Source organism: Clostridium mobile (assembly GCF_018918285.1).
In the GTDB taxonomy this organism is placed as follows: domain Bacteria; phylum Bacillota; class Clostridia; order Clostridiales; family Clostridiaceae; genus Clostridium_AW; species Clostridium_AW mobile.
In genome coordinates this window covers 531,511-557,918 of record NZ_JAHLQF010000003.1, presented here as the reverse complement: position 1 = coordinate 557,918, position 26,408 = coordinate 531,511, and the positions used below count along the sequence as shown (strand labels likewise).

Annotated in this window: 24 protein-coding genes; 1 reads left to right on the top strand and 23 read right to left on the bottom strand. The window is 29.0% G+C overall.

Going from position 1 to position 26,408, the window contains the following annotated elements; all coding sequences use genetic code 11:
* Positions 1-23: 23 nt before the first annotated feature.
* The 7 genes from spoVAE to KQI86_RS14365 form a co-directional block, all read right to left on the bottom strand.
* Positions 24-386 carry a stage V sporulation protein AE gene (spoVAE, locus tag KQI86_RS14395; protein ID WP_216440048.1) on the bottom strand — a complete coding sequence of 121 codons (363 nt, stop codon included), beginning with the start codon at positions 384-386 and terminating at the stop codon, positions 24-26.
* A gap of 3 nt (positions 387-389) precedes the next feature.
* Positions 390-1,412, bottom strand: coding sequence for a stage V sporulation protein AD (gene spoVAD / locus KQI86_RS14390; RefSeq protein WP_216440047.1), 1,023 nt, complete (start codon positions 1,410-1,412; stop codon positions 390-392).
* A gap of 30 nt (positions 1,413-1,442) precedes the next feature.
* The gene (gene spoVAC, locus KQI86_RS14385) at positions 1,443-1,898 is read right to left on the bottom strand and encodes a stage V sporulation protein AC (protein ID WP_216440046.1); all 456 of its coding nucleotides are present in this window, start codon (positions 1,896-1,898) and stop codon (positions 1,443-1,445) included.
* 83 nt (positions 1,899-1,981) lie between these two features.
* Positions 1,982-2,740: an RNA polymerase sporulation sigma factor SigF gene (gene sigF, locus KQI86_RS14380; RefSeq protein WP_216440045.1), complete on the bottom strand. Its 759-nt coding sequence runs from the start codon at positions 2,738-2,740 to the stop codon at positions 1,982-1,984.
* Between the two features lie 9 nt (positions 2,741-2,749).
* Positions 2,750-3,178: an anti-sigma F factor gene (gene spoIIAB, locus KQI86_RS14375; protein WP_216440044.1), complete on the bottom strand. Its 429-nt coding sequence runs from the start codon at positions 3,176-3,178 to the stop codon at positions 2,750-2,752.
* Positions 3,179-3,193: 15 nt separating this feature from the next.
* Positions 3,194-3,529: an anti-sigma F factor antagonist gene (spoIIAA, locus tag KQI86_RS14370; protein ID WP_216440043.1), complete on the bottom strand. Its 336-nt coding sequence runs from the start codon at positions 3,527-3,529 to the stop codon at positions 3,194-3,196.
* Between the two features lie 226 nt (positions 3,530-3,755).
* The gene (locus KQI86_RS14365) at positions 3,756-5,510 is read right to left on the bottom strand and encodes an Eco57I restriction-modification methylase domain-containing protein (RefSeq protein WP_216440042.1); all 1,755 of its coding nucleotides are present in this window, start codon (positions 5,508-5,510) and stop codon (positions 3,756-3,758) included.
* A 150-nt stretch (positions 5,511-5,660) separates the two neighbouring features.
* On the opposite strand from KQI86_RS14365, the gene pdaA reads away from it, so the two are divergent.
* Positions 5,661-6,734: a delta-lactam-biosynthetic de-N-acetylase gene (gene pdaA, locus KQI86_RS14360; protein WP_216440041.1), complete on the top strand. Its 1,074-nt coding sequence runs from the start codon at positions 5,661-5,663 to the stop codon at positions 6,732-6,734.
* 94 nt (positions 6,735-6,828) lie between these two features.
* On the opposite strand, the gene KQI86_RS14355 is transcribed toward pdaA, so the two are convergent.
* From KQI86_RS14355 to galU, 16 genes are all read right to left on the bottom strand, one after another.
* A complete protein-coding gene (locus KQI86_RS14355; RefSeq protein WP_216440247.1) occupies positions 6,829-7,536 on the bottom strand; it encodes a WecB/TagA/CpsF family glycosyltransferase in 708 nt (235 codons plus the stop codon).
* 12 nt (positions 7,537-7,548) lie between these two features.
* Positions 7,549-8,202 carry an exopolysaccharide biosynthesis polyprenyl glycosylphosphotransferase gene (locus KQI86_RS14350; protein ID WP_216440040.1) on the bottom strand — a complete coding sequence of 218 codons (654 nt, stop codon included), beginning with the start codon at positions 8,200-8,202 and terminating at the stop codon, positions 7,549-7,551.
* 12 nt (positions 8,203-8,214) lie between these two features.
* Positions 8,215-9,768: a murein biosynthesis integral membrane protein MurJ gene (gene murJ, locus KQI86_RS14345; protein WP_216440039.1), complete on the bottom strand. Its 1,554-nt coding sequence runs from the start codon at positions 9,766-9,768 to the stop codon at positions 8,215-8,217.
* Complete coding sequence (locus KQI86_RS14340; protein WP_246582819.1) at positions 9,769-10,866, bottom strand: glycosyltransferase family 4 protein; 1,098 nt, start codon at positions 10,864-10,866, stop codon at positions 9,769-9,771.
* A gap of 4 nt (positions 10,867-10,870) precedes the next feature.
* On the bottom strand, positions 10,871-12,121 hold the full coding sequence (locus KQI86_RS14335; protein ID WP_216440037.1) for an O-antigen ligase family protein: 1,251 nt from the start codon (positions 12,119-12,121) through the stop codon (positions 10,871-10,873).
* A gap of 111 nt (positions 12,122-12,232) precedes the next feature.
* Entirely contained in the window at positions 12,233-13,264 is a 1,032-nt protein-coding gene (locus tag KQI86_RS14330; protein ID WP_216440036.1) for a glycosyltransferase family 2 protein, read from the bottom strand.
* Positions 13,254-14,723, bottom strand: coding sequence for an O-antigen ligase family protein (locus tag KQI86_RS14325; protein WP_246582818.1), 1,470 nt, complete (start codon positions 14,721-14,723; stop codon positions 13,254-13,256). Before KQI86_RS14325 ends, KQI86_RS14330 begins: the two co-directional genes overlap by 11 nt.
* 15 nt (positions 14,724-14,738) lie before the next feature.
* Positions 14,739-16,082 carry an ABC transporter substrate-binding protein gene (locus KQI86_RS14320; RefSeq protein ID WP_216440035.1) on the bottom strand — a complete coding sequence of 448 codons (1,344 nt, stop codon included), beginning with the start codon at positions 16,080-16,082 and terminating at the stop codon, positions 14,739-14,741.
* Between the two features lie 25 nt (positions 16,083-16,107).
* Positions 16,108-17,652 carry a murein biosynthesis integral membrane protein MurJ gene (murJ, locus tag KQI86_RS14315; RefSeq protein ID WP_216440034.1) on the bottom strand — a complete coding sequence of 515 codons (1,545 nt, stop codon included), beginning with the start codon at positions 17,650-17,652 and terminating at the stop codon, positions 16,108-16,110.
* Positions 17,653-17,668: 16 nt separating this feature from the next.
* Positions 17,669-18,772 carry a glycosyltransferase family 4 protein gene (locus tag KQI86_RS14310; RefSeq protein WP_216440033.1) on the bottom strand — a complete coding sequence of 368 codons (1,104 nt, stop codon included), beginning with the start codon at positions 18,770-18,772 and terminating at the stop codon, positions 17,669-17,671.
* A 29-nt stretch (positions 18,773-18,801) separates the two neighbouring features.
* Positions 18,802-19,542 (bottom strand): acyltransferase, encoded by a 741-nt coding sequence (locus KQI86_RS14305; RefSeq protein WP_216440032.1) that lies wholly within the window; start codon positions 19,540-19,542, stop codon positions 18,802-18,804.
* Positions 19,543-19,563: 21 nt separating this feature from the next.
* Positions 19,564-20,670: a Gfo/Idh/MocA family protein gene (locus tag KQI86_RS14300; RefSeq protein WP_216440031.1), complete on the bottom strand. Its 1,107-nt coding sequence runs from the start codon at positions 20,668-20,670 to the stop codon at positions 19,564-19,566.
* A gap of 57 nt (positions 20,671-20,727) precedes the next feature.
* Positions 20,728-22,044, bottom strand: coding sequence for a nucleotide sugar dehydrogenase (locus tag KQI86_RS14295; protein WP_216440030.1), 1,317 nt, complete (start codon positions 22,042-22,044; stop codon positions 20,728-20,730).
* 109 nt (positions 22,045-22,153) lie between these two features.
* Entirely contained in the window at positions 22,154-23,332 is a 1,179-nt protein-coding gene (locus KQI86_RS14290) for a glycosyltransferase (RefSeq protein WP_216440029.1), read from the bottom strand.
* 5 nt (positions 23,333-23,337) lie between these two features.
* Positions 23,338-25,176 (bottom strand): polysaccharide biosynthesis protein, encoded by a 1,839-nt coding sequence (locus KQI86_RS14285; RefSeq protein ID WP_216440028.1) that lies wholly within the window; start codon positions 25,174-25,176, stop codon positions 23,338-23,340.
* Positions 25,177-25,425: 249 nt separating this feature from the next.
* Complete coding sequence (galU, locus tag KQI86_RS14280) at positions 25,426-26,337, bottom strand: UTP--glucose-1-phosphate uridylyltransferase GalU (RefSeq protein WP_216440027.1); 912 nt, start codon at positions 26,335-26,337, stop codon at positions 25,426-25,428.
* Between the last annotated feature and the right edge of the window lie 71 nt (positions 26,338-26,408).

Genomic DNA, 26,408 nt, shown 5'->3' with positions numbered 1-26,408 from the left:
TAATATACCCTAATTAGGGTATATTATTTTTTTGTCTTTGGATTAAACAGCAATGCCATTATATATCCAAATATTATTGCAGCAGTAATCCCTCCTGCTGTACCTTTTATTCCTCCGGTAAAAGCTCCTATTAAGCCTTTTTCATTGACTTCTTTTATAGTAGCTTTAGCCAAAGAGTATCCAAAACCCGGTAATGGTACTGTTGCTCCTGCATTTCCTATGTCCACTACATAATCATAAATATTTAACGCTCCTAATATAACGCCTGCAGTAACAAATGTTACTAATATTCTTGCTGGAGTAAATTTAGTCTTATCTATTAATATTTGAGCTATTACACAAATAATTCCACCAACAATAAATGAACTAACATAATCTCCTAACATATCTTATACCCCTCCAGTACCATATTCTATCGCTACTGCATGAGCTATTCCAGGTATGGTCTCTCCCTGCAAGGAAGATGTAGGACTCATTAATGCTCCTGTAGATACCACTAGCACTCTTTTAAATTTACCGCTTAACATATTATTATATAAGTACCCACAATATACTACAGCAGAACATCCGCATCCGCTTCCACCCGAATCCGTTCCTTGATTTTCATTATCAAATATCTCTTCACCACAATCTATGTAATTACTGCTAATGTCATATCCATAATCTTTTAATAATTCTATAGTTATTTTTTTGCCTATCTTTCCTAAATCTCCAGTAGCTATTACATCATAATCTTTTGGATTTCTTCCTGTATCTTTAAAGTGATTATATAGTGTAGATACAGCTGCTGGCGCCATAGCCGCACCCATATTATTTGCATCAGTTATTCCATAGTCTTTTACCTTTCCTACTGTTACATAGGTTACATAAGGATAATTTCCTTCTTTCCCTAGTACCATAGAACCCGATCCAGTAACAGTCCATTGTGCAGATGGTGGTCTCTGGCTTCCAAACTCTAGTGGAAATCTAAATTGTCTTTCTGCAGATGAAAAGTGAGAAGATGTAGCGGCCACAACATGATTAGCAAACCCACCGTCCATAGCCATTGAAGCCAATGATAGAGATTCAGTCATTGTGGAACAAGCTCCATACAAGCCAAAGAATGGTATATTCATATCTCTTGCAGCAAAACTAGAGGAGGCTAGTTGGTTCAATAAGTCCCCTGCAAACAAAAAATCTATATTTTCTTCTTTTAAATTAGCCTTCTTTATACTTTCTGTTACAGCTTTATACAATAAGGTACTCTCTGCTTTCTCAAAACTATCCTCACCAATAAGGTCATCATTTACTACCACATCGAAATAATCTTTTAATGGACCTTCTCCTTCTTTAGGACCAACTATACTAAAAGCAGATATGATTCTAGGTTTACTATCTATTCTTATAGTTTGCTTACCCATTTTTTTTATCACATTATCACCTCTTAAAATTCCATAAATTTATTATAAGATTTTTAAAAAATAATACACCAGCCCTACTATAACAGAAGTACTAATTCCATAAACTAACACTGGACCTGCTATAGTAAACATCTTCGCTCCTACTCCAAATACATAGCCTTCTTTTTTAAATTCCATAGCTGGAGATACTATTGAATTTGAAAATCCAGTTATAGGTACTACTGTTCCTGCGCCACCAAATTTAGCTATCTTATCATAAACACCAATTCCTGTTAGAAAAGCTCCTATAAATACCATTACTATGGAGACATAAGTACCTACTTCATCTTTGGGAACGCCTTTACTTAGAAAATAATTATTAACAAACTGCCCTATATCACATATAAGTCCTCCAACTATAAATGCATAAAAACAATTTTTCAAAGTATTATTCGTAGGCTCTGTTTGAGTTGATAACGTCTGAAATTTTTCTTTTATCTGTTTTTCGTTTGATTTCATGTTTTTCACTCCTTATAAAGATGCTAATAATATTTTGCACATAAATATAGATTTTAGTCTAAAAAAAAAATAGGATATATAATTTATCCTATTTTTAACTTATCTTTCATCATTTTTAATACTCTTTTTTCAATTCTAGATACTTGTACTTGACTTATGCCCAACATTTTAGCAACCTCTACTTGAGTTTTATCTTTAAAATACCTCAACATTATAATTTGACGAGACTTCACATCTAATTTACTTATAGCTTCTTTAAGTGCAATTCTATTTACTATTTCACTATCTTCTTCATAATCTTGACTAATTTTATCTATCAACATTATTGGTGAACCATCATCTTGATGAATAGTATCATATAAATATTGCATATTATTTATAGATTCAGATGCAAATACTATTTCTTCTTTATCTATACCTGAATACTCAGATAACTCTTCAATAGTAGGCTCTCTATTTAGCTCTTTTGCTAAAGCCTCTTTATCATAGTGTAGCTTTCTAGCAGTATTTTTTATACTTCTACTTACTTTAATGATACCATCGTCCCTTATAAACCTTTTTATTTCTCCCATTATCATAGGAACAGCATATGTAGAAAATTTCACACCATAGTTTGAGTCAAAATTGTTTATAGCTTTAATTAATCCCATGCAACCAATTTGATAAATATCTTCGTATTCATATCCCCTGTTTAGAAATTTTTTACTAATAGCAGAAACTAAAGGTAAGTTTATTTCTACTACATTATTAAGTGCCTCTTTATCGCCATCTCTAGCTTTTTTTATCAGTTGTATATTGTCATCGTAGTCATAAGTTACATTTTTTACCCTTTCTTCACTCATACTTTTCACCTAACTTAACGATTTAAAAACTTTTTTCATTATTATTTTAGTGCCTTTTCCATCTGAAGATTCTACGGTTAAACTATCCATAAAAGATTCCATTACAGTAAAGCCCATACCGGATCTTTCTAAGTCTGGTCTAGAAGTATATAGAGGTTGCATAGCTAAATCAATATTATCAATCCCTACACCATTGTCATATACTATTACGGTTAATTCTTTATCCTTTATGTAAGCTTCAACTTTTATTATATCTTCTTTATTATCATACCCATGGATTATAGAGTTTGTAACTGCTTCAGATACAGCTGTCTTCACGTCTGTTATTTCATCTATGGTTGGATCTAATTGCGATGCAAAAGCTGCTACCGCAACTCTAGCAAAGCTTTCATTTTCAGATTTGCTAAGAAATTCTATTTTCATCATGTTTTCATACATTGTTTTTTCCCCCCATTAAATATTTTCTAATGCTTCTTTATTACTGTTATATACCTTTATTATTTTAAACATTCCAGATAGCTCGAACACTCTTTTTACTGAGTCAGTTACATTGGTAATACATACTTTGCCTTTGTTATGAGATAATTTTTTATATCTTCCAATAACTACTCCAATTCCAGAGCTATCCATAAAAGAAACACCTGAGAAATCCATTATAAGCTTTTTTATGTCTTCTCTGCTTAACCTATCATCTATTTTGCTTCTTACTTCTTCTGCACTATGATGATCCAATTCTCCCATCATGTAAACTAAAAGCTTATCCTCTTTATTTTCGAATTTTAAGTACATATCTTTCCCCCCAGTTTATTATTTGTCCATTTTTTAATTATATAATAATTTATGTATTCTACATATTACATATTTTTCCTTCTTTTTTCTTAAATTGCATTATTTATTCTTTCCAATAATAGTTTTTTTATACATAAAATCATTAATTTTAGATATTAATTGATTATTGCATATGTTTTAGTTTATTTAAATAAGGCCGGAAAATGTTTAAGGGATCTTAGCTGCGCTAAAATCCCTTACTTATAATATCAATTTCTTCCTTGCAAAAATCAAAGTAGTTGTATATTTCTTCTTCTTTAAAATCTTTAACTTGAAATCTTTTTGGAATACATAATTCCATAATAGTATTTGGGTAATATTCATATAAATTCTCCCCAAGTTTTTTGCCAAAAGATTGGAAATAAAACTCATAGGTTTTACTATTTAGTATAAATAATAAGAACTTATAATCATAATCAACATTTTCTTTTATCTTAATTGAATATATATCAGCACTATAATAACTACCTATATCTAGGGCAAATCTATTATTGCTACTTTTATATGGAAATATTATTTTTTCTCCTTCAAAAATAGATTTTTTCCTTCCCCATTGAAGATCATACCAATTTCTAATACCTTTCTGACATTCCCTTCTTTTAGACAACCTTTCTTTAAAAGGATTTAAATGTTTCATTATATTGGGATATTTCTCTATATCATCATCATTTAAATATATTATATATTTATCATTGATACTTACATTAAATTTATCTATATTACTGCTTTTTATCCAAGGTTTTATTATATCCCTTTCTAATTCTTTCTCCTTTATATAATCCATATTTACTATGAAGGCTTTGTCGCATCCTGTTATTATGCCTTGATTACTTTCACATATATTTTTTAATTTATCAAAACATCTACTCTCTATTTTTTTGATTATATCTAACTCTTTTTCTTCTCTTAAAATCCATCTTTCTTCATCTAATAACTTATAATTTAAATAAAAGCTATTAGAATCTTTTTCTTCACTTTTACATAAGTATTTAATAAATTCCTCTTTATCTTTTCTATGATTAGGTTTGATTATATTTATTTTATAATCTCTTATGTCATTATTATTTTTGATTTTTAAAAATAGTATAGCTGGATCTATTCCTATATTCTTAAAAGGTCTCAATCCATAAAAATCTACTATTTTTTCTATTTTATAATTATCTAATATATATTTTCTCAAACCTTTACCATGTTGTGCTTCAATAAAATATCTTGACACTATAAAACTTACTTTACCACTTACAAAGGAGTTCATTAATGCAGCTTTAAAAAAAGCATAACATATATCTCCTTTATCCCTATATACTTCACCATATATTTCCTTAATTTTCTTGGAATATTTTTTATCTATCTGTTTATGACCAATGTAAGGTGGATTTCCTATTATAATATCAAACTTTTCATTGCTTTCTAATTTTAAAAAATCATCATTTTTTAAATTATTAGTATAAACAACTCCACTTTCTATGTAAATATCTATTAAAAGTATCTTTAAAGCTATTTTATCAATATCAATTCCATATATATTATTTTTTATAATATGTTCTTTTATATTAAGTTCACTTAAATATATGTCATTTTTTCTGTTTATTTCCTCTAAATTATTTCGATATATGTCATATAAATATTTGTATAAGGGAATTATAATATTACCACATCCACAAGAAGGATCTATTATTTTTATAAAAGGATTATTAATTACTTCTTCTTCAGTTACAGTATTTTTTATAATATAGTTTGCAATCTCAATTGGAGTATAAACTACCCCAGTACTTTTATTATCATTTAATATATTAAAGTATTTTTCACCAAATGTTCCCGTATCAGTAATATTTAAAGTGTTCTTGTATTTTATTACAGCTATTTCCTTGTATATATGATCCATAGGTTGTAAAATAATATTGTATAGTTCTTCAATTTTTTCTGTAAATAAATTATACATTTTACATCTCTCCATCGTATATAAAGTGAAGCTTAGTTCAGATGGAGTTTTAATTCCATATAAACTTTAGTTGAAATAGCCCATGAACTAACATTTATACTTAGCATTAATGTTTAGCTAATGGGATAAAGTAAATAAAGTATATCATTAATGGCAGGTGATTTAAAGTTGAAAAGAAAATCTAAAAGAAAAAAGTCTTTACTAGGTTTGTTACTATTCTTGTTTGTAGCATCTTCAGCCTTAGGAATATTTATAAATAAAACTAATAACACTAATAACACTGATAATATTTCTGTAGTTACCGATGACAAAAAAGAGGACAATTTAGAAGATAAGAAAGATAAAGCTGAAGAAGAGCGTGAAAAAATAAAAGAACAAGAGATTAAAAAAGAGGAAGCTAAGAAAGAAGAGCCTAAAAAAGAAGAACCTAAAAATGATGTAGAAAAAAAGGATAATACTACAGAAACAAAAAAAGATACTGATGCTTCAAAACAAACCAATTCTAATGTTGTTAGTAGCAATTTAAATACAAAAGAAAGAGATTGGTTTTTTGTACCTAAAAAGGATGGTACTCCATCAGGTATACCTGATGATGTGGCTAAAATAATTAATGAGCATTCAGCTTATTATTTAGGTAATACTTCTGAAAAAGTTATTTATTTAACCTTTGATGAAGGATATGAAAATGGTTATACTTCTAAGATACTTGATATTTTAAAAGAAAATGATGTAAAAGCTGCTTTCTTTGTAGTAAAACCATATATCAATAGTAATAAGGAATTAATTAAACGTATGGTAGATGAGGGCCACTTAGTTTGTAATCACTCTAATACTCATCCTTCCATGGCTTCAGCAGCTCTTAAAGGTAAAGATGCCTTTGAAAAAGAATTTACAGATACAGAAAAAGCTTTTGAAGAAGTTACAGGACAAAAAATGCCTAAATTCTTTAGACCTCCTATGGGAAAATATAGTGAGCTATCTCTAAAGTATACAAAAGACTTAGGATATAAAACTATATTTTGGAGTTTTGCATATAATGATTGGGATATTAAGAAGCAACCAAGTCATGAAACTGCAAAAAAAGTATTGTTAGATAGAGCACATAGTGGCGGCATATATTTATTACATGCAGTATCAAAAACTAATACTGAAATTTTAGATTGGTTTATTAAGGATGCTAAGTCTAAAGGATATAGATTCGCATCTTTAAATGAACTACCTTAGATTTAAAATTATAGAGGCTATACTCCTTGAGTATAGCCTCTATAATTTAATGCTTTATTTCATTTTTTATGGCAATATATATCAATTTATTCAATTACTTATTCTTAGAAACTTTTATTAAAAACTTAGGTATAGAGGATAATCTACCTATTCTCCATGGCTCCTTAGCCACTCTATATAGCCATTCCATTCCAATAGATATCATCCACTTTGGAGCTCTTTTTACTTCTCCAGCAAATACATCGATGCTTCCCCCCACACCCATAAAAATATTGCATTTTAGATTCTTCATATATTTACTAATAAACACTTCCTGCCTTGGAGAGCCCATGGCAACAAATATAGCATACGGTTCAAGAGAATTTATCTCTTCAATAATCTCTTCACAACTATCTATATCAAAAAAACCATTGTGCCACCCCAATATATTTAGATTAGGGTATTTATTTTTTAAATTATTGATACACTTTTGTAAAATCTCATCTTTGGTTCCTAATAAATATATCCCTTTTCCTTGCTCCCATGAATATTTGATTATATCATCCATTACCTCAATTCCTGCTATTTTCTCTTTTACTGGATCTTTAACCATTTTAGAAGCTATAACAGTACCTATTCCATCTGGAATTATTATGGAGGTTTCCTCCATAAAATTATTAAATAGCAATTCATTGTTTAATCCATTGCTTAATACTTCAGGATTACCAGATATTATATGTGCCTTATTAAGTTTTTTTATATGATCTAAAAATTCCTTCCTATTTCCACTAAATATCTTATATCCTAATATATTAGTAAAAATTAAATCCTTCACTTAAAATGCCCCTTCTCTTTTAAATACTGAAAAAACAGTTTTAAATAGTATCTTTATATCAAATAGTATTGAAAAGTTTTGTATATAGGTTAAATCATAATTTATAGTCTTACCTAATTCTATTTCTCCTCTACCACTAACCTGAGCAAGACCGGTTATTCCTGGAGGTACTAATAATCTTTGTTTATATTCTGGTGGATAATATTTAACCACATCTGGAATTTCAGGTCTTGGTCCTACAAGACTCATATTACCCATAAATACATTGAATAATTGAGGTATTTCATCTAAACTAGTCTTCCTTAAAAATGATCCTATTTTAGTTATTCTGTTATCTTCTTTACTTTGAAATACAAAATTACTTATATCCTTTGGATTAATTTCTAAGCTCCTTTTCTTTTCGGCATCCATAACCATAGTTCTGAACTTATAAATCACAAAATCTTCTCCATTCTTTCCAACTCTCACTTGCTTAAATATAGTTGGTCCCTTGGAATCTAACTTTATAAGCAACGCTATAATTATATAAACTGGAGAAAGTATAATTATCCCTATGGTAGATAAAATTAAATCCATTAGCCTTTTCATAAAAAATTGAAACTTTTTATTATTTATATGTTTTTCCATATCTATTTCAATAACCTTATTTTGCATGATATCCTCCCTTTAACTCCTATGGATTTTATCCTTAACTAAATTAACTAGATATAAGAACTCTTCAATTCTTAATAAGTATATTATACTAAAGTATACCAAACTTCCTAATATTAAGCTGCATATTAAAGATATTAAGCTTCCTTTCATATTCATTCCAAATAATACATTAACTTTATTATTAATAATGAATATCACAACACCCATAATTAAAGAAGCAAACATTATTTTAAGTAAACTAGTAAAAATATATCTTAGATTTATGCCATTTAATTTTTTATCTAATTTTATAAGCATGACTATGGTAATTATAGCTGAAGATATTGATGTAGCTAAAGTCAACCCAGATACTCCCATATATTTTACTAAAACAATATTTATCCCTATGTTTATTATTATACCAATAAAACTATTAATCATAGGTGTATTAGTATCTTTTACCGAATAGAAAGCTTTATTCAAAACATCTCTTAGTCCATAGGCTATCATTGCTGGTGAGTAAAAAAGTAGTGCATTAGCTGTTAAAGTAACTGCTCTATCATCAAAAGCACCTCTTTTAAACAATAACGTAATTAAAGGAATTCTCAATATAGCAATAGCTACAGCTGCTGGAACCATTATTATAAAAATTACGTTTATACCTTTTAATAAAGCTTTTTTATATTCTTTTAAATTTTCTCCTGATGCATATTGAGACAATGTTGGATAAATAACCATTGCAATCCCAATTGCAAAAACCTCATATGCTAAAGTATTTAACTTATTAGACAGATCTAAGGCTGTTACTGCGCCTTCAAATATATTAACTGCAAAAGCTCTGTTTATAAAGTTATTCAGTTGTATTAAAGAAGTACTAATTATTACTGGTAGCATTAAGCTTACCATCTTCTTTAGCTCTTCATCCTTTAAATCTATATAAGATTCATATCTATATCCTAATTTTTTATATTTAGGTATGTTTATCAGTAATTGCGCCAAAAATCCAATAACAGTTGCTAATGCAAAACCATATATCCCATACTTTTCAGTAAAGAAAAATAAATATACAATAAAAACCACATTAGATACTATGGACATTGCCGCTGGCTCATAGAATTCATTGTGTGACTGTAATACTCCAGTAATTACACTTTGTAGACTTACGAAAATTAATGATAGAACCATCAATCTAATCACATTTACTGAAGTATTAAATACTACTGGATCTTTACTAAAGCCACTGCCAAAAATCAAAACTATATATTTTGACAAGAAAAATATAATAACTGTCACTAAAATAGTAAAAATACTATAGGAATTTATCACATTATTAACAAATCTATTTCTTTTTTCTTTGGTATTATTCTTAATGTGATCTGTATTCAATGGTATAAAAGTAGTAGTTAACCCATAGCTAATAGTAGTAAGCAAATATACTATTCCTATAGAAAAATTATATATATCTGCTGTATAGGTTGCCCCAAACTTAGCAGCTACCAAGGCATCTCTCACAATTGCAAGGAACTTTCCTAAGATTATAAGTAACATAACAATTGCTGAGTTTTTAATAAACTTATCCTTACTCATCTAATTCACTCCGGTCAATATATGTTTATATGTATTATAGTAATTATCCCAAAACTTTTCTATAGAATACTTATCTATAATATGATTATAAAGGCTGTTTCCCATTATATCCAACTTATCTTTCATTAAATATGCCTTTTTCATTTTATCATAAATATCATCTTCTGAATAAGGATCTATTAGAAAACCATTATCTTTACTTATTATAGAAGACATGTCTCCTACATTTGAACTTATAACTGTTTTCTTTGTTATAGCACTTTCCAGTATAACTAGTGGTGGGGCCCCTCCTTCGTTAAATGAGGTTAATATACTAATGTCTGATGCATTGAAATAATCTAATGTAGGATTTACAAAACCTGCAAAGATAACTTTATCCTCAATATTTAGCTTTTGAACCCTATTTATTAACTCCTCTATAAGCTCACCTTCTCCAAGTAAGAAAAGTTTAGTATCCTTATATTCTTTATTAAGTCTACTAAAAGCATTAATTAAGTTATTATGATTTTTTATAGGATGCATTCTAGCCGCCATAATATAAACAAACTCATCCTTTAATATTTTATATTTCTTTCTTATTTTTTCCGAGGAAATATTGGGATTATAATCCTCTATATCTATACCATTAGGTATTACATATTTTTTTCCTTCAAATTTTTTTTCATTCAATAAATCTTTTAAATAATTAGACACACATATATAATTATTAAATCTTTTTAATCCCATTTCAGATAGAGGTGTGTATAGAACTTTCTTTATTTTATCATTTAAAAAATCATATCTATAGTCGCTGTGTATTGTGACCACCGCAGGTATTTTTATACTATTTTTTGTTATTAAATAAATAAAATTTGATTTAGCTCCATGAAAATTAACTATATCAATTTGGTTTTTCTCTATAAATTTAGTAAGGGTACCATTTAACATCTCTTTTAAAGAAAAAGCCACTACGGGAATATTTAAATTTATTGCTTTATCATATAAAGGTCCTTGTCCTATACATGCTATTTCACATTTCATGTCATCTATATTATTTTTACAAATATTTATTACGTGGTTGGCTCCTCCACCATTGTCATTTCCCGATATAATTTGCAATATCTTAATAAAAATCACCTACCCTATTATCACTATAGCTAATAGCTCGAAAAACTGCTATTAGTATCCAAAAGAAAGCTATTACTTTTGGAGCTGAGAAAAAATTGTCTATAAAATTCATACAGATAAAAGCTATGAATGAAGCTAGAAACCCCTTGTAAAAAGCTTTATAAAAGCTGTCTTTACAACTGTTTATAAATTTTATTAATTTTGTAGCTATAGATAAAATCATAGCTATAAATGATATAGTACCAAAAATTCCAAGCTCTGTTTGAATCTTTAATATAATATTGTGAGGATGAAAATTTTGTCCTGGATAATATTCTATTTTATTTTTATATAGCAATCTATATTCTTCATATAATGCTCTATAATTGCCATTACCAACCCCTCTAATAGGATGATCTTTAATCATCATTAGAGCTATATCCCAAAGTTTTATTCTTGACAAGTTTTGGCTTATATCAGTAATTTCCACTACCCTATTCCATACCGCAGGTATAAATAAGGACAATCCTCCTAAACCGAATAATCCAATTATTATCTTCCAATTATAAGTTATAGCTAAAATAATACATCCTATAACTAATCCAACCCAAGCATTTCTTGAAAAACTCAATATTATATTAGCTAAAGCTAGTAAAGATATTACAATATACATTATTTTTTTTCTTCTATTGCTTTCATTTAATGCAAGCATTATCACTGGGAAAATAAATATAACCATAAAAACACCCAGATTATTTGAATTTTCCAAAGTTGAGAATATCCTAACCATAACACCATGTTCACTTTGTTGCACATATCCTATTCCTCTAGAATATTCAAAGATTCCAATTGTACTAATTATAGTTCCAGCTATAATATATAATTTTAGAATATTATCTAGTATTTTCTTTTCATTTAACTCATACTTGATAATAAAATACAAAGCAATATAAGTAGAAAACCTAAGGGTTTCTCCTAAAGCTATTTTTTTATCAACGGAGTAACTTATAGAAATAAACATAATTGCTATCAATACAAATATGAATATATCTAAGTAATTTGTAAAAAAATCTTTAATTCCTTTAATAAATTTTCTTCTATGATCTTTTAAGAACATAATCATTAATAAATAAAACAAAATCAATAAAGCTAATATTACATCCCCATTAAAAGGAATCTTTCCTATTTTAAATTTACTAGGTAATATAGGTAACAATAATACATAGGAATATAATAAAAGACTAAGTATTTTATTTGGTATTTCCATAAATGCACCCTTCTTTCTTTTATTTAATCCACCTAAATATTAATTATACACAAAAATAGCACAAGAGTATTGATTTTTTTGCAATAATCATGTGCTATTTTTTTATATATTCTATCTAGACATTTTTGTATTCTTCTCAAGAGACTTTTGAGATTTAAAAACATAAAAATTTAACAATCCGTTTAAAAATCCTAAACCGTAGCTAAAATGAAGTATTGGAAATATGAAAAATATATATTTCCATATACTCTTATCCTTACTAATCAATTTTAAAGAAGATATCATATCTCCAATTATATATAACCCTATTTCTACAAACCATAGATATAATATCCACTTATATACTAAGCCTAGAAATAATCCCAAAATATTAGTAATAACAAAGGCTGCAGGAACAAGATGTCTTATGGAAGCAGTTCTACCATGCTTTTGCATAACTCTTACTTTCCAGAATCCATATTGATAATATTGTTTCCAAAGTTTTTTTAATGAAGAACGGCTGTAGTAATAAGATCTTATTTTAGGTGATAAAAGTATCTTATATCCATTTTTTATAACCCTAAAGTTTAGTTCATCATCTTGATTTCTAACTAATTCTTCATCGAAATATCCTATTTTATCTAATATGCTTCTTCTATAACATCCAAAGGCCACTGTATCCACATAGGTTTCTTCCTTAGCATATCTAAAAAGAGCATTACCCACACCGAAGGGCGAACTCATGGCTAAAGATATAGCCCTTCCTTTATCATCCTCATTTATTGTTTCTATAGGTCCACCAACGCATCCTACGTCATTATTAATCAATGCTTTTATGTTTTCTTCTATGAAGTCCTCTTTTGCATATGCATGAGCTCCAAATATTATAATTACATCTTTTTTACTATATTTTATACCTTTATTCATTCCTTTAGGCGCTGAAAGACCTTCATTGTCTATAAGCTTTATATTGCTATATTTGCTTTGATACTCCATTACTATATCTCTTGTTCCATCGTCGGACATACCATCGCAAATAAGAACCTCAAACAACTCAGAAGGATATGTTTGCTCTATAAAAGAATCTATACACTTTTTTATATAATTTTTTTCATTCCTACAAGGAATAACAACAGATACCGTTAAATTTTCCTTATCCTTCATTTTTAACTCTCCTAATTGTTTTATCACAATTGTTCTTAAAGGTTAATTGTACTATTCCAAATATAATAAATATAATCAATGTACCAGTTATAACACCTTTATGATTAAATTCATTTCCTGTTATAAGAGAAAATATACAATATACAATTATTGCATTAATCGCTCCTCTATTATAATCTATATCTTTAAAGCTGGCTTTTAACCTATTTATAATAATAAATATGAATATAAAGGCAGCTACTAATCCAAACTCCACTCCAATTTGAAGAAGTAAATTATGAGCATGATCTAATGGATAGGGAGCAGCAGTGGAGTTAAATCTTATGCTTTCTGGCATAGACAAATACCCTTGAAAGGCAAACTTTTTATATGCCTCTGGAAAGCTTCCTCCCCCAATACCAAAAGGATAATTTTTCATCATTATTATATCTGTAAATATAGATTGTAATCTAGCTACTGCGGATGAATTATTTAAAAATGATGTAGAAGTTCCTCTATGCAAAATATAAGATAGTACTGGCTTTGCTACAAACAAAGAAGGTACGGCAGCTATATATATAATCTTTCTATACTTTTTATTGAGTAAAGCTAAGAATATAACAACAAAATAAGTAAGCCACGCCCCCCTTGTAAAGGTCAATAATGTTGCTAAACTGTAATTAATAAATGATAAATAGAGAAATATCTTTTCATTTTTAGTATTTTTTTTATGAAGTATCATCTCTAAAAGCAGAGGTGAAACCGTAATTAATATACCTGCAAATATATTTACATTGTGAAATCCAAAGGTTAGGTATATTCTATTGGCTTTAATAGCTCCTAGACTTGCACCTTTCGCTAACAATTGCACATATCCATAGAGGCAACTAAAATTTAGAGCTGCAATGGCTGCATAATATATTTTATATTTATCTTCTTTATTAAAGTAAGCAATTAAAGTTAGCATAAGCATTATAGGAGTTAATACACCTATATATACTTCTCTTATACTTCTCATTATATCTGAAGAAAAGAAGCTACTATTAATGCAGAATATTAAAAAAGCAGTAATAAGGAAAATAAATTTAAACGTAAATTTATCTTTCCAGTTATAGCAAGTTGTAAAAACATAAACTATATCTTTAAAACTAAATATAAATAATAAAGTTATGTATATAGTTTCAAATGTAATCTTCATAAAGAAGAAGTCATAATAACATATCCTTCTTACTGTAGTAAAAATAGGCAATAATAATATAAATAATAAAATAGACTTTCTCTTATCTTTGAAGATTAGATATATATCTATTATTAAAAAAAACAAAGCCACAAAAAGCATAGCAGAGTTTTTAATACCAATCCTTTTTAAGAAAAGGATTGAGATTATTGCGGATAGCAAGAATGATACAGACAATAACTTGTAATATTCTTTTAAATGTTTATTTATAAATTCATACATCTGTGTCACTTCTCCAATCATAAAATAGCACAAAGCTTATTTTTCTATATAATATTTAAAATCAAAATCTTCTTTTTCTATTGCAAAATTATAGTAATTTTTATATTCCTTATTCAATTCTTCAATGGCACTATCTACGCTTCTTGATCCTTTTATAGCCTCTAATACTACATTAATTTCTTGTCTTGAATTCCTACTCAAAAATAATGTTGGGTCATAGGTTTCATTATGATAGTTAGCTGTTTCATTATATTCCTTATAAATATCATTTTTAACAGATTTGTTCTTCAAATTAACGGGTAATGCATTTCTAGTTTCTAAAATCTCTCTATTGACTTCCTCACTTAGTAAGAACTCATATACTTTTTTAATCCCTTCTTTTTTCTTTTCGTCCTTAATAGATTCACTATTTACAACTAAAAAATTAAGATTTTGAGTATAGTAATATTTATTTTTGTTTTCTCCATCTACCTGAATAATGTCTTTTATTCCCGTTTCAAAGCTTAATGGAAGAATATTAGAGAAGTATCCTTTGTCCTCAAAAGTGCTTATCATCATGGCTATTTCTCCTCTATAAAACTCAGATCTTAATTGATTTTTACTTTTTTTATCAAAATCTTCGTCAATCAAAGAGGATGAGTATAGCTTATTATATATATTTAATATATCTTTTGCATAATTAAAATTATATTCACCCTTTTTATAGTCCCAAAAAGTACTATATATGCTTCCCTTACTTATGCTTGGCTGTCCTATTACTGTTTTCATATCTTCATATTCTTTAATAGAAAAAGCAAAAGGTGTTACCTCTGGAAAAGCCTTTTTAATTTTCATTGAGTAATCTATTAACTCTTCCCAAGTAGTAGGCCCTTTGTTAGGATCAAGTCCCGCTTTTTTTAATAAGTCTTTATTCCATATTAATTTAGCGTTATTCTCCATGAGTTTTACCCCTATTGGCATATCTTTATAACTTATTACACTAGTCTTATCTACATCTTTTAAATCTAACCCAAGGGAATTTAAATCTGCTATTTGATTATTTTTTATTAATGTTGTATAGCCGTATTCAAATATGTCTGGACCATATCCAGAGGCTAATGTAGTTCTTAAAGCGTTATAATAATCTTCTTTGTATTCGCTAAAGATAATATGTATGTTATCCTTATTTTCATTATTAAATTTTTCTATTTGATAGGATCTAGTAGGAGATATAATGCTTTTCTTCATCCATAGTCTGATTATAGTTTTATCTTTTAATTCTGGTGGTAATTGAGCTTTATCATCAGAGTAACTTTTATAAAACTTCACCCTGTAAATTGTTGAAAACACTAACAATATAATTACCAATCCAGTATAAAAAAGAAACTTTTTATTTTTCATCTACCGTTCCTCTCCTAAATACTTCTTATTTTTTTCTTTTCAAGTTTATTAGTTCCTTTAACTCATCTACTCTAAGTATTATTAACATAATAATATATACACATGCACCGACCAACGTACATATTATAATATTTATGCCTAAAAACAAGTCACCTTTAGGTATAAACCCATCAATTAGCCTAAACAATCCCCCTACAACTAATGCCATAACTATTCCAGAAGATAGCATCTTTAAAAAACTTATAAATATTTTTCTATAATTAACTCCTTTAATTCTAACCTTTATTTCAATAAAAAGAATTAAAGCTAAAATAGTTACAGATAGGGTTGTTGCTAGAGCAATTCCATTTACACCCATTCTAGGACCTAAAGCTAAAATAAATATTATATTAACCACAACAAGAATAAAACCATTAATCATTGGAGTTAATGTATTCTTCATGGCGAAAAATACCTTACCCAATATGTCCATTAAGGAATATCCTAATGCTGAAAAAGCTAAATATTTTAAACACATAGAAGTCAACTCTGTTGAAGTTTTATCGAATTGCCCTCGTTCTAATACCAGTTGAATAACAGGTTTGCTTAAAACTGCAAGTCCAAATATTAATGGTATAGCCACCATAATTACTAAGTTAACTGATTTTACAAATAACTCTTTAAAGCCCTCTAAATCATTTTGGGAATATCTCTCTGTTAACTTTGGATATAATACCGTAGTTATAGATACTATAAACACTTGATTTATAATGGTGCTAAATTTACTTGCATAATCTATTACAGATATGCTTCCGGCCACTAAATGTGATGCAAAATTTCTACCTACCATTAAATTTATCTGTGATACAGCGCTACTTATTAGAATTGGAATGGATAATTTTAACATTTTTTGCACATTATCATCTTTTAAATCTATTATAAACTTATATTTATAATCATTTCCCATAAAAGGTCTTTGAGTAAAAGCTTGGGCTATTCCTCCAACAAATACGGACATTATAGCTGCCATTAAGCCATACTTTTTATAAAATATTATCAAGCCAATGATTATAACTATATTCGCTATAATTCCAGTTAAAGCAGGCTGAACAAATTTCCCATAGGACTGTAGATAGCCAGTGTATAGTCCACTCATACCTAAGAAGATTATTGAAGGCATTAACATCTGAGTTAACTGGACAGTAACATTAAAATCATTGCCCTCAAATCCTCCTGCGAATAGAGATACTAATTGTGGTGAAACTATTATGGCTATTATCGATAATATAAAACATACTATTGTTACAATGTTTAATACATTATTAAAAAACTTATTTGCTTTTTCCTTATCATTTTTAATATTTGAAAAGATGGGTATAAAAGTTGTAACTAAAGCTGCTGCTACGGCACTAAAAAAAACTTGTGGCATGGCACTTGCTGTTTTAAATATGTCTGCTTCTCTAGTTGTTCCCAATTGTATTGCTATAATAAATTCTCTTGCAAAACCAGTAAACTTACTTAAAACCAAAAGAATAGTAATAATCATACCATACTTCGCCACATTTTTTACATCTTTCTTTAATTCAGTCATAATCCCTCCAAATAAATTATCTTAATAAACTATAGGCTTCTAATAATCTACTTTCACACAAGGACCAATTATAATCTTTCTTAACTTTATTAAATCCATTTTCACCCATAGTTTTAGTTTTTTCTATATCATTTGCTAGATTGTTAATAGCTTTAGCTATGCTCTCTGGGGAATCAGGCTTAACAACCATCCCACTTCCAGAAGGATCGACTATAGCTTTCACCATAGGAAAATCACTTCCTATTACAGCAGTCCTTGTTATCATGTATTCAAATAATTTAATAGGCTCTGCATTTACATATCTCCAATTATGAGGTTGCAACAAAACAAACCCGGCATGGGCAGTTTTTAAATAATCAAAAACTTTAGTGTGAGGTATTTTTCCAGTAAATATAATATCCTTATCTTGTAAGTTATTTTTTATATACTCATCACACTTAGATTTAAAACTTTCACTTTCAAAAGGACCTACAAATATGTATTTACAATTTACGTTAATTAACTTTGCTGCTTCTAAAATCTTATAAATACCTCTATCTTCTCTTAACCCTCCTACATAGATAAAAGTAGGAATTGGATTATATTCTTTTATCATTTCTTCATCTTTTAACACTGGGTAATTGGGCAGTAGAATTACATTAGAATGATATTTCTTGAATTTATTTACTAGTATATCATTTACAGTTATTATACAATCAGCCTTTTTAGCTAATACTTTCTCATAATTATATATAACTTTTTCCATAATTCCCTTAATGGCAGGAAAATGTTCTGAAAAAGCTTCTGGATAATATTCATGAGAATCATATATTATTTTGCTTCCAAAATTCTTTTTTAATTTAACCGCTACCTGAAAAGAATCCGGTTCATGGGCATGGTAAACATCTGCTCCTATTGTTTTGGCTATATTGTACATATCTTTCATAGGTCTAAACCTATCTCTCCAATTTTTCCTCTTTGGAAAGCATTTTATTATGACTCCATCCTCGGTAACAAAATCTTTATCACCTGGAGCCACAATATATATATCATCATATTGTTTTTTTAATGAAAGTATTTCCTTGTAATATATTCTATTGTCATAAACATCATGCCCAGATGTTAGCATACATATTTTCATCTAATACACCTCATAGGTTCTTATTCTAACTACTGATTTTTCAATAGTTGGTTCTCAGGAACTTTTCTTAAAGCTTTAGCTGGGTTTCCTGCAACAATTGTTTCTTTTTCTACATCTTTAGTCACTACACTTCCTGCTGCTACAAATCCATCTTCTTCAATTATTTTACCTGGCAATATAGTTGCTCCTGCTCCAATTCTTCCACCCTTTTTTATAGTTACACCTTTAAATTTCCCAAATCTTTCTTTGGATCTAGCTGCAAAATTGTCATTTGAAGTAACGGTGCAAGGTCCTATAAATACATAATCCTCTACTTCTGAATAGGCAGTTAAGTATACATTAGTTTGAATTTTACAATTAGAACCCACCTTACAGAAGTTTTCTATAGTAGCACCTTTGCCTATTATAGTCTTTTCTCCTATTGTAACATCTTCCCTAACCACAGCTAAATCTGCAATTAAAGTTTTATTTTCTATTTGACAGCCAGCATAAATTATTACTCCTGCTCCAATTAAACACTCGTCTTTAATTATTGCAGGAGGAAGTTTTTTCTCATCTTTAAAAATACTATTTACTGATCTCATAGGCTCTTTTCCTATTACAGTATTATCATCTATTCTAACGTTAGAGGCAATTTTAGTTCCTGATTTTATCACCACATTGTTAGCGATGATGCAGTTATCACCGATTACTACATCATCTTCTATTATAGCAAATCTTCCGATTTGAACATTATTTCCAATTATAGCTTTAGAAGATATATAATTCATAGATTATTCTCCTTTAACTAATTATTTGTTGATTTTATCTACTCCAACCATTTCCATTGTAGAAAAGTCTTCTAATGGAAATTTAACTGGAAGTCCTGTAAGTCTTGATTTGTAAGCTGCAAGTATTATTGTCATGCCTTTTTTACCTTCTTCACCATTTATTAATGGCTCTCTATCTTCATGTAACGCATCAATAAAGTCTTTATATAAGTATGTGTGTCCAAAACCATATACACTGTCTGGATCTTCACCTTGTTGTTTTAGTATTTCTTCTTCATTATCCTTACCATCGGCAAATCTCCAAGTTTCAATTTTGTTAACAGCAAGACCACCTATGCAAGCTGTTCCTTTTTCTCCAAATATGCTTAGCGTTTCTTCTAAATTTTTTGGATATACACAAGCACTTCCTTCTATTATTCCTATGGCACCATTTTTAAATCTTATAATTATGGCTCCAAAGTCTTCCCCTTCTATGTCTCTTAAGAAAGTATCGCATTGGGCATAAACTGTATCTATTTCCCCTCCAAGCATCCATTGTAATAAGTCTATATTATGGATACATTGATTCATCAATGTTCCACCATCAAGTTCCCAAGTTCCTCTCCACGGTGCTTGTTCATAGTATCCCATATTTCTATTCCAAAGAATTCTTGCTGTTCCATTTACTAGTCTTCCAAATCTATCTTCTTCTACAGCATTTCTTAATTTTTGTATTGGAGCATTAAATCTATTTTGGTGGCTTACACATAATTTTACATTGTTTTCTCTTGCAACCTTAATCATTTCATCAGCATCTTTTATTGATAGAGCTATAGGTTTTTCTACTATAGCATGCTTACCTTTATTCATGCAATAAATACCTATCTCTGGATGGTATCCACTTTCTGTTGATATTACAACTGCATCTATTTCTTCATTATCTAACATTTTTTTATAGTCTGTGTATACTCCTACTGTAAGCGGAGCACCCATCTTTGATACATATTCATTTTTTTCTTTTTCTGCTTTCTCTTCTATAACATCACAAACTGCAACTAACAGTCCTTCTTCTTTATTGTTTACTAGTGCTTCCACGTGTTTATATGAAATTCTTCCGCATCCTATTATAGCGAACCTTAATTTTTTCAACAAAATCACCTCATAATTATATTATAGGATAAGTCAAACTGACTTATCCTTTCTAAACTAAAGTTTATATATTTTTTCTCTGTTGTTCTTAACTTCTTTTGTAGCGTTTCTTGTATCATAAACTAACTTGGCCTTTTCTACTAAGCCTTCATAATCTATATTGCTATGATTAGTTGTAATAACTACCACATCCGCATTCCCTGCTGCTTCTCTCCAGTCAACTGAATAGTACTTTCTTCCCTTGTGTTCAAACTCTGGAATGAATGGATCACAGTAGATTATATCTGCACCATGTCTGTTTAATTCATCGATAACTTTTAATGCCGGGGATTCTCTTAAGTCATCTATATCATTCTTATAAGACACTCCCATTAAAAGTACCTTTGCTCCATTCATGGCTTTCTTTTCTTTGTTTAATAATTTCATTATATTTTCTACTACGTATTCAGGCATTCTATCATTGATTCTTCCTGATGTCTGAATTAAGCTTGTGTGGAAATCATATTCTTTTGCTTTCCACTCTAAATAGAATGGGTCTAGTGGTATGCAGTGTCCTCCTAGTCCTGGACCTGGATAAAATGCCATAAATCCGTATGGCTTAGTTTTTGCTGCATCTATTACTTCCCAAACATCTATATTCATCTTGTTACAAAGCACTGCTATTTCATTTGCTAATGCTATGTTTATATTTCTAAATGTATTTTCAAGTATTTTTTCCATTTCAGCTACTGCTGGTGAAGATACTGAGTGTATTTCCCCTTCTAGTACGCTTCTATAAAGAGCTGCTGCTACTTCTGTACATTCTTCTGTACATCCTCCAACTACTTTTGGAGTATTTTTTGTATTGAAGTCCTTATTACCTGGGTCAACTCTTTCTGGTGAGAATGCTAAGAAAAAGTCTTCTCCACACTTAAGTCCTGTTTCTTCAAGTATTGGTTTTAATACTTCTTCTGTTGTACCTGGATATGTTGTGCTTTCGAGTACTACTAACATACCTCTTTTTAAATATTTTGCCACGTCTCTTGTTGATTTTATCACGTAGGATAAATCTGGCTGCTTATATATATCAAGTGGTGTTGGTACTGCAATACATACTGCATCTACATCTTTTACAAAACTAAAGTCTGTAGTTGCTCTTAGTTTTCCATTTTCCACTATTTCCTTTAAATCTGCGTCAACTACGTCACCTATATAGTTATGACCTTCATTAACCATTTGTACCTTGCTATCTTGAACGTCAAAACCTATTACTTCATAGCCTGCTTTTGCTTTTTCTACGGCTAGTGGTAATCCTACATATCCTAATCCCACTACCCCTAATTTTGCTGTCTTATCTTCTAACTTTTTTATTAATTCGTCTCTTATCTGTGACATTGTTAATAACCTCCTAGGTTTTAAGATTTACAACCATTAAAATTATACACTTTATTAATAGTTGTGGTCAAATTTTTTTGTATTAAATTTAAATTTTTTTACATTGTTTTCATTTTATTAAAGATTTATATACTTTTATAGTTCTTTTTGCAACCTCATCCCAAGTGTAGTTCTTTAAAACAGTTTCTTTTGCATTTTCTCCTATGTTGCTTCTTTTTAAATCATCCTTAATCAAAAGCTCTAGAACACTCTCTAACTCCTGAACATTTTCTCTTTCTACTAAAAATCCATTTACTCCATTGTCTATTACATCTGTTATACCTTCACCTTTTATCCCTATAACTGGTTTACCTTGTGCCATGGCCTCAATATAGACCATTCCAAAACCTTCTTTATAACTTGGCAAGGAAAAAATATGGCAACTTCTCATATTTTCAATAACCTTATCATAATCAAGCTTACCCAAGAAACCAACATTATTTTTCAGACCTAGTTCTTCCACTAATTCTAGTAATTTGTTTTTATATTCTCCATCACCTATAATACTATACTGTATATTAGGGTATTTATTTATTAAATTAGAAATAGCCTTTATATTAAATTGAATTCCTTTTGCTTCTTTAAGATTCGAAGCACTTAATAAATTTATTTCATCGCCTTTAAGCTCTTCAACCTTTTCAGCTATATATTTCTTATCTATTCCATTATTTATCACTTCAATCTTGTGAAAAAACGCTTCATCTTTTACTATGTTTTTTAATTTACTGCTGACAGTTATTATTTTATCTACTTTATTTAGTACTTCAAATAAAGCCTTTTTACATTCTAAATTTCTATTAATTGTGTTTTGAAAATCCTGACCATGAATAGTTACTATATGAGGAACATTATATTTCTCATTAATCACCATACTTGCATAACCATCAGGCAGTGCAACATGGGAATGAATTATATCGAACTTAAAATCTTTGTAAATGTTGTTGACTATTCTATCTATTCCTTTAGCCATAAACTTCCCTGATTTATGAAAAAGAAATCCTTTGGGAAACTCAATATATCTAGGATAAAAAACCTCTATATTATCCATAATAGCCTTAGTAGGTATTTGTGAGTATCTCTTCCATTTACTACTTACTTTGTTTATAGGAAAAGGAGCCCAAGGAACTGGACTTATAACTCTTACTTCACATCCCTGTTCAACAAGGGCCTTAACCTGTTGATGTACAAAAATACCTGCCATTTTGTTAAAGGTTGAAGGGTACATATGGGAAATCACTAACACTTTCATACCAATCAATCCTTTCTGTGGTAAGTTGGCACCTTTTTTTCTACTAATTTAAACATATCTTCTTTATCTTTACCTAATACTTCTTTAAACTCTAATATTGATTTTTCTACAAAATCTATACTATTATCTGCTGGTTTTTCTACATATATTTTATCATGTTCAGTAGAAGTTAATGCAACTTCATCCATTAACAATTCTTCATATAACTTTTCTCCTGGCCTTAACCCAGTGTACTCAATTTTTATGTCTACATCCAGTTGATATCCTGAAAGTCTGATTAAGTCTTTAGCTAAATCTACTATTTTTACTGGTTCTCCCATATCAAGAACAAATATTTCTCCTCCATGAGCCATGGCTCCTGCTTGTATTACTAACTGTGCTGCTTCTGGTATTGTCATAAAATATCTGTTTATTTCTGGATGAGTTACAGTTACTGGTCCTCCATGGGCAATTTGCTTCTTAAATAATGGAATTACTGATCCATTACTTCCTAATACATTTCCAAATCTAACTGCTACATACTCCGTACTACTTATGCTGTCAAAGGCCTGTATCATTATTTCACAAAATCTCTTTGTAGCTCCCATTATATTAGTTGGATTTACAGCCTTATCAGTGCTTATTTGAACAAATTTCTTAACTCCATATAAATGACTACATTTAACTACATTATATGTTCCAATAATATTGTTTTTTATAGCTTCACTTGGGTTATTTTCCATCAACGGAACATGTTTATGTGCTGCTGCATGAAAAACTACTTCTGGTCTATACATATCAAATATATCTTTTAATCTCTTATCATCTCTTATTGAAGCAATTATTACTTTTTTATTTAAATTAGGATAATTATAGTTCAGTTCCATTTGAAGATCATAAGCATTGTTTTCATAAATATCTAGTATCAACAACTCCTTGGGGTTAAATTTAGCAATTTGTCTGCATAATTCAGATCCTATAGATCCCCCTCCACCTGTTACTAATATTACCTTATCTTTGATATATTTATTTATATTTTCATTATTTAATCTAACTTCTTCTCTTCCCAGTAAGTCTTCAATATTTACATCTCTTATATTGTTTATGCTAAATTCACTATCAATAATTTCATATATACCTGGCATAGTTTTTAATTTAGCATTTGTATTCTTACATATATTAATAATTTTTCTTTTAATATCTACATCTGCTGATGGGATAGCAAGTATTATTTCTTCAACTCTTAATTCATCACATATATGAGCGATATCTTCCCTAGTTCCTACTACCTTTGCACCACTAATGAGTTTTCCTACCTTACTTTTATCATCATCTATCAATCCAACTATTTCATAATTTAAATTGATATTTCTTTTAATTTCTTTTATTAATAAAGCAGCTGCGTCACCAGCACCGATAATCAATAATCTCTTCTTCTTCTTATCACTATGTTTATCAAAATTGCCTTCTTGAACTATTCTAGCAATAAACCTAGTGCCTCCTAAAAGAACTACAGATAAAATCCAAAAAATTATATGCACTCCATAGGGAAATCTAATATATTTTGTTTCTAATAATTTATAATTTATAAAGTAGCTATATATTAAAATAACCACATTTGACAAGGAAATAGAATAAATTATAGACATCAATTCTTCTATAGATGCATACTTCCAAATACTATTATATAAATTAAATATCTTATTAAAAAATAAAGTGATTATAATTACTGGTATAACTGTAAGTTTAAAAAACTCCATATATGCAGTAGGAATTTTAAAATCCAGTCTCAGTAACAACGCGAAATATAGTGAAAATACCAATAATACAATATCAAGAATAATTAACTTTTTGTCCTTTTTCATATATATCACACCTTAAATAAATTAGTTTTTTACTGCTCTTATAATCTTACACCCTATAATAAATTTTTCAATATACCCATCATAATATCCACCATTTAAATATACCACAATATATATGTTTTTGTAATACACAATACCTAATTATATTTACGAAAAAAAGGCCTGTAAAAGTCATCTACAGGCCTTTTTTGTATTTTTTTATATTTATTTATCCATAGATAATCCCACTAACACTCCTGAATTCATAAGCTAAACTTCTGCTAGAGTTAAAAGCTCATCTGAATTAAGTTTTGCTCTATCATCCGTAATAGTTAACAAATATTTCATAAACTCATCCTTTAACTCTTCTCTTTTTAAAGCAAATTCCACTGTTGCCTCTAAAAATCCTAACTTATCTCCAACATCATATCTTCTTCCATCGAAATTATAAGCATATATAGCTTCCCTAGAAGCCAAGGTTTTCAATGCATCCGTCAATTGTATTTCCCCACCTTTACCTGGGGTTGTGTTTTCCAAAATTTCAAAAATACTTGGAGTTATAATATACCTTCCCAATATAGCTATATTAGATGGTGCCTCTTCTACTTTGGGTTTTTCTACTAAGTCCTTAACCTTGTGAATTCTGCCTTCTATTTGCATTCCTTTTACTATACCATATTTATATACATCTTCTTTAGCCACTTCTTGTACCCCTAATATAGTAGTTTTGTACTCATTGAAACAATCAATTAATTGTTTCAAGCAAGGAACTTTACTATCTACAACGTCATCTCCTAGCATTACTGCAAAAGGTTCATTTCCAACAAAGGTTTTAGCACAGCTTATGGCATGACCTAGGCCTTTTGGCTCTTTTTGTCTTATGTAATATATATCCGCCATATTAGATATTTCTTCTACCAAATTAAGCATCTCTTCATTTCCCTTGCTTTGCAACTGCTGCTCTAACTCTATAGATTTGTCAAAATGATCTTCTATAGCTCTTTTATTTCTGCCTGTTATGATCAATATCTCTTCAATACCTGAATAAACCGCTTCTTCTATAATATATTGAATTGTCGGTTTATCTACTATAGGTAGCATCTCTTTAGGTTGAGCTTTAGTGGCTGGTAAAAACCTTGTTCCAAGCCCTGCTGCAGGTATTATTGCTTTTTTAACCCTCATTAAAGCTTCTCCTTTCTAAAAGTCAATACAAAAGTACACTCACTAATATATAATTGGCTAATTTAATATAA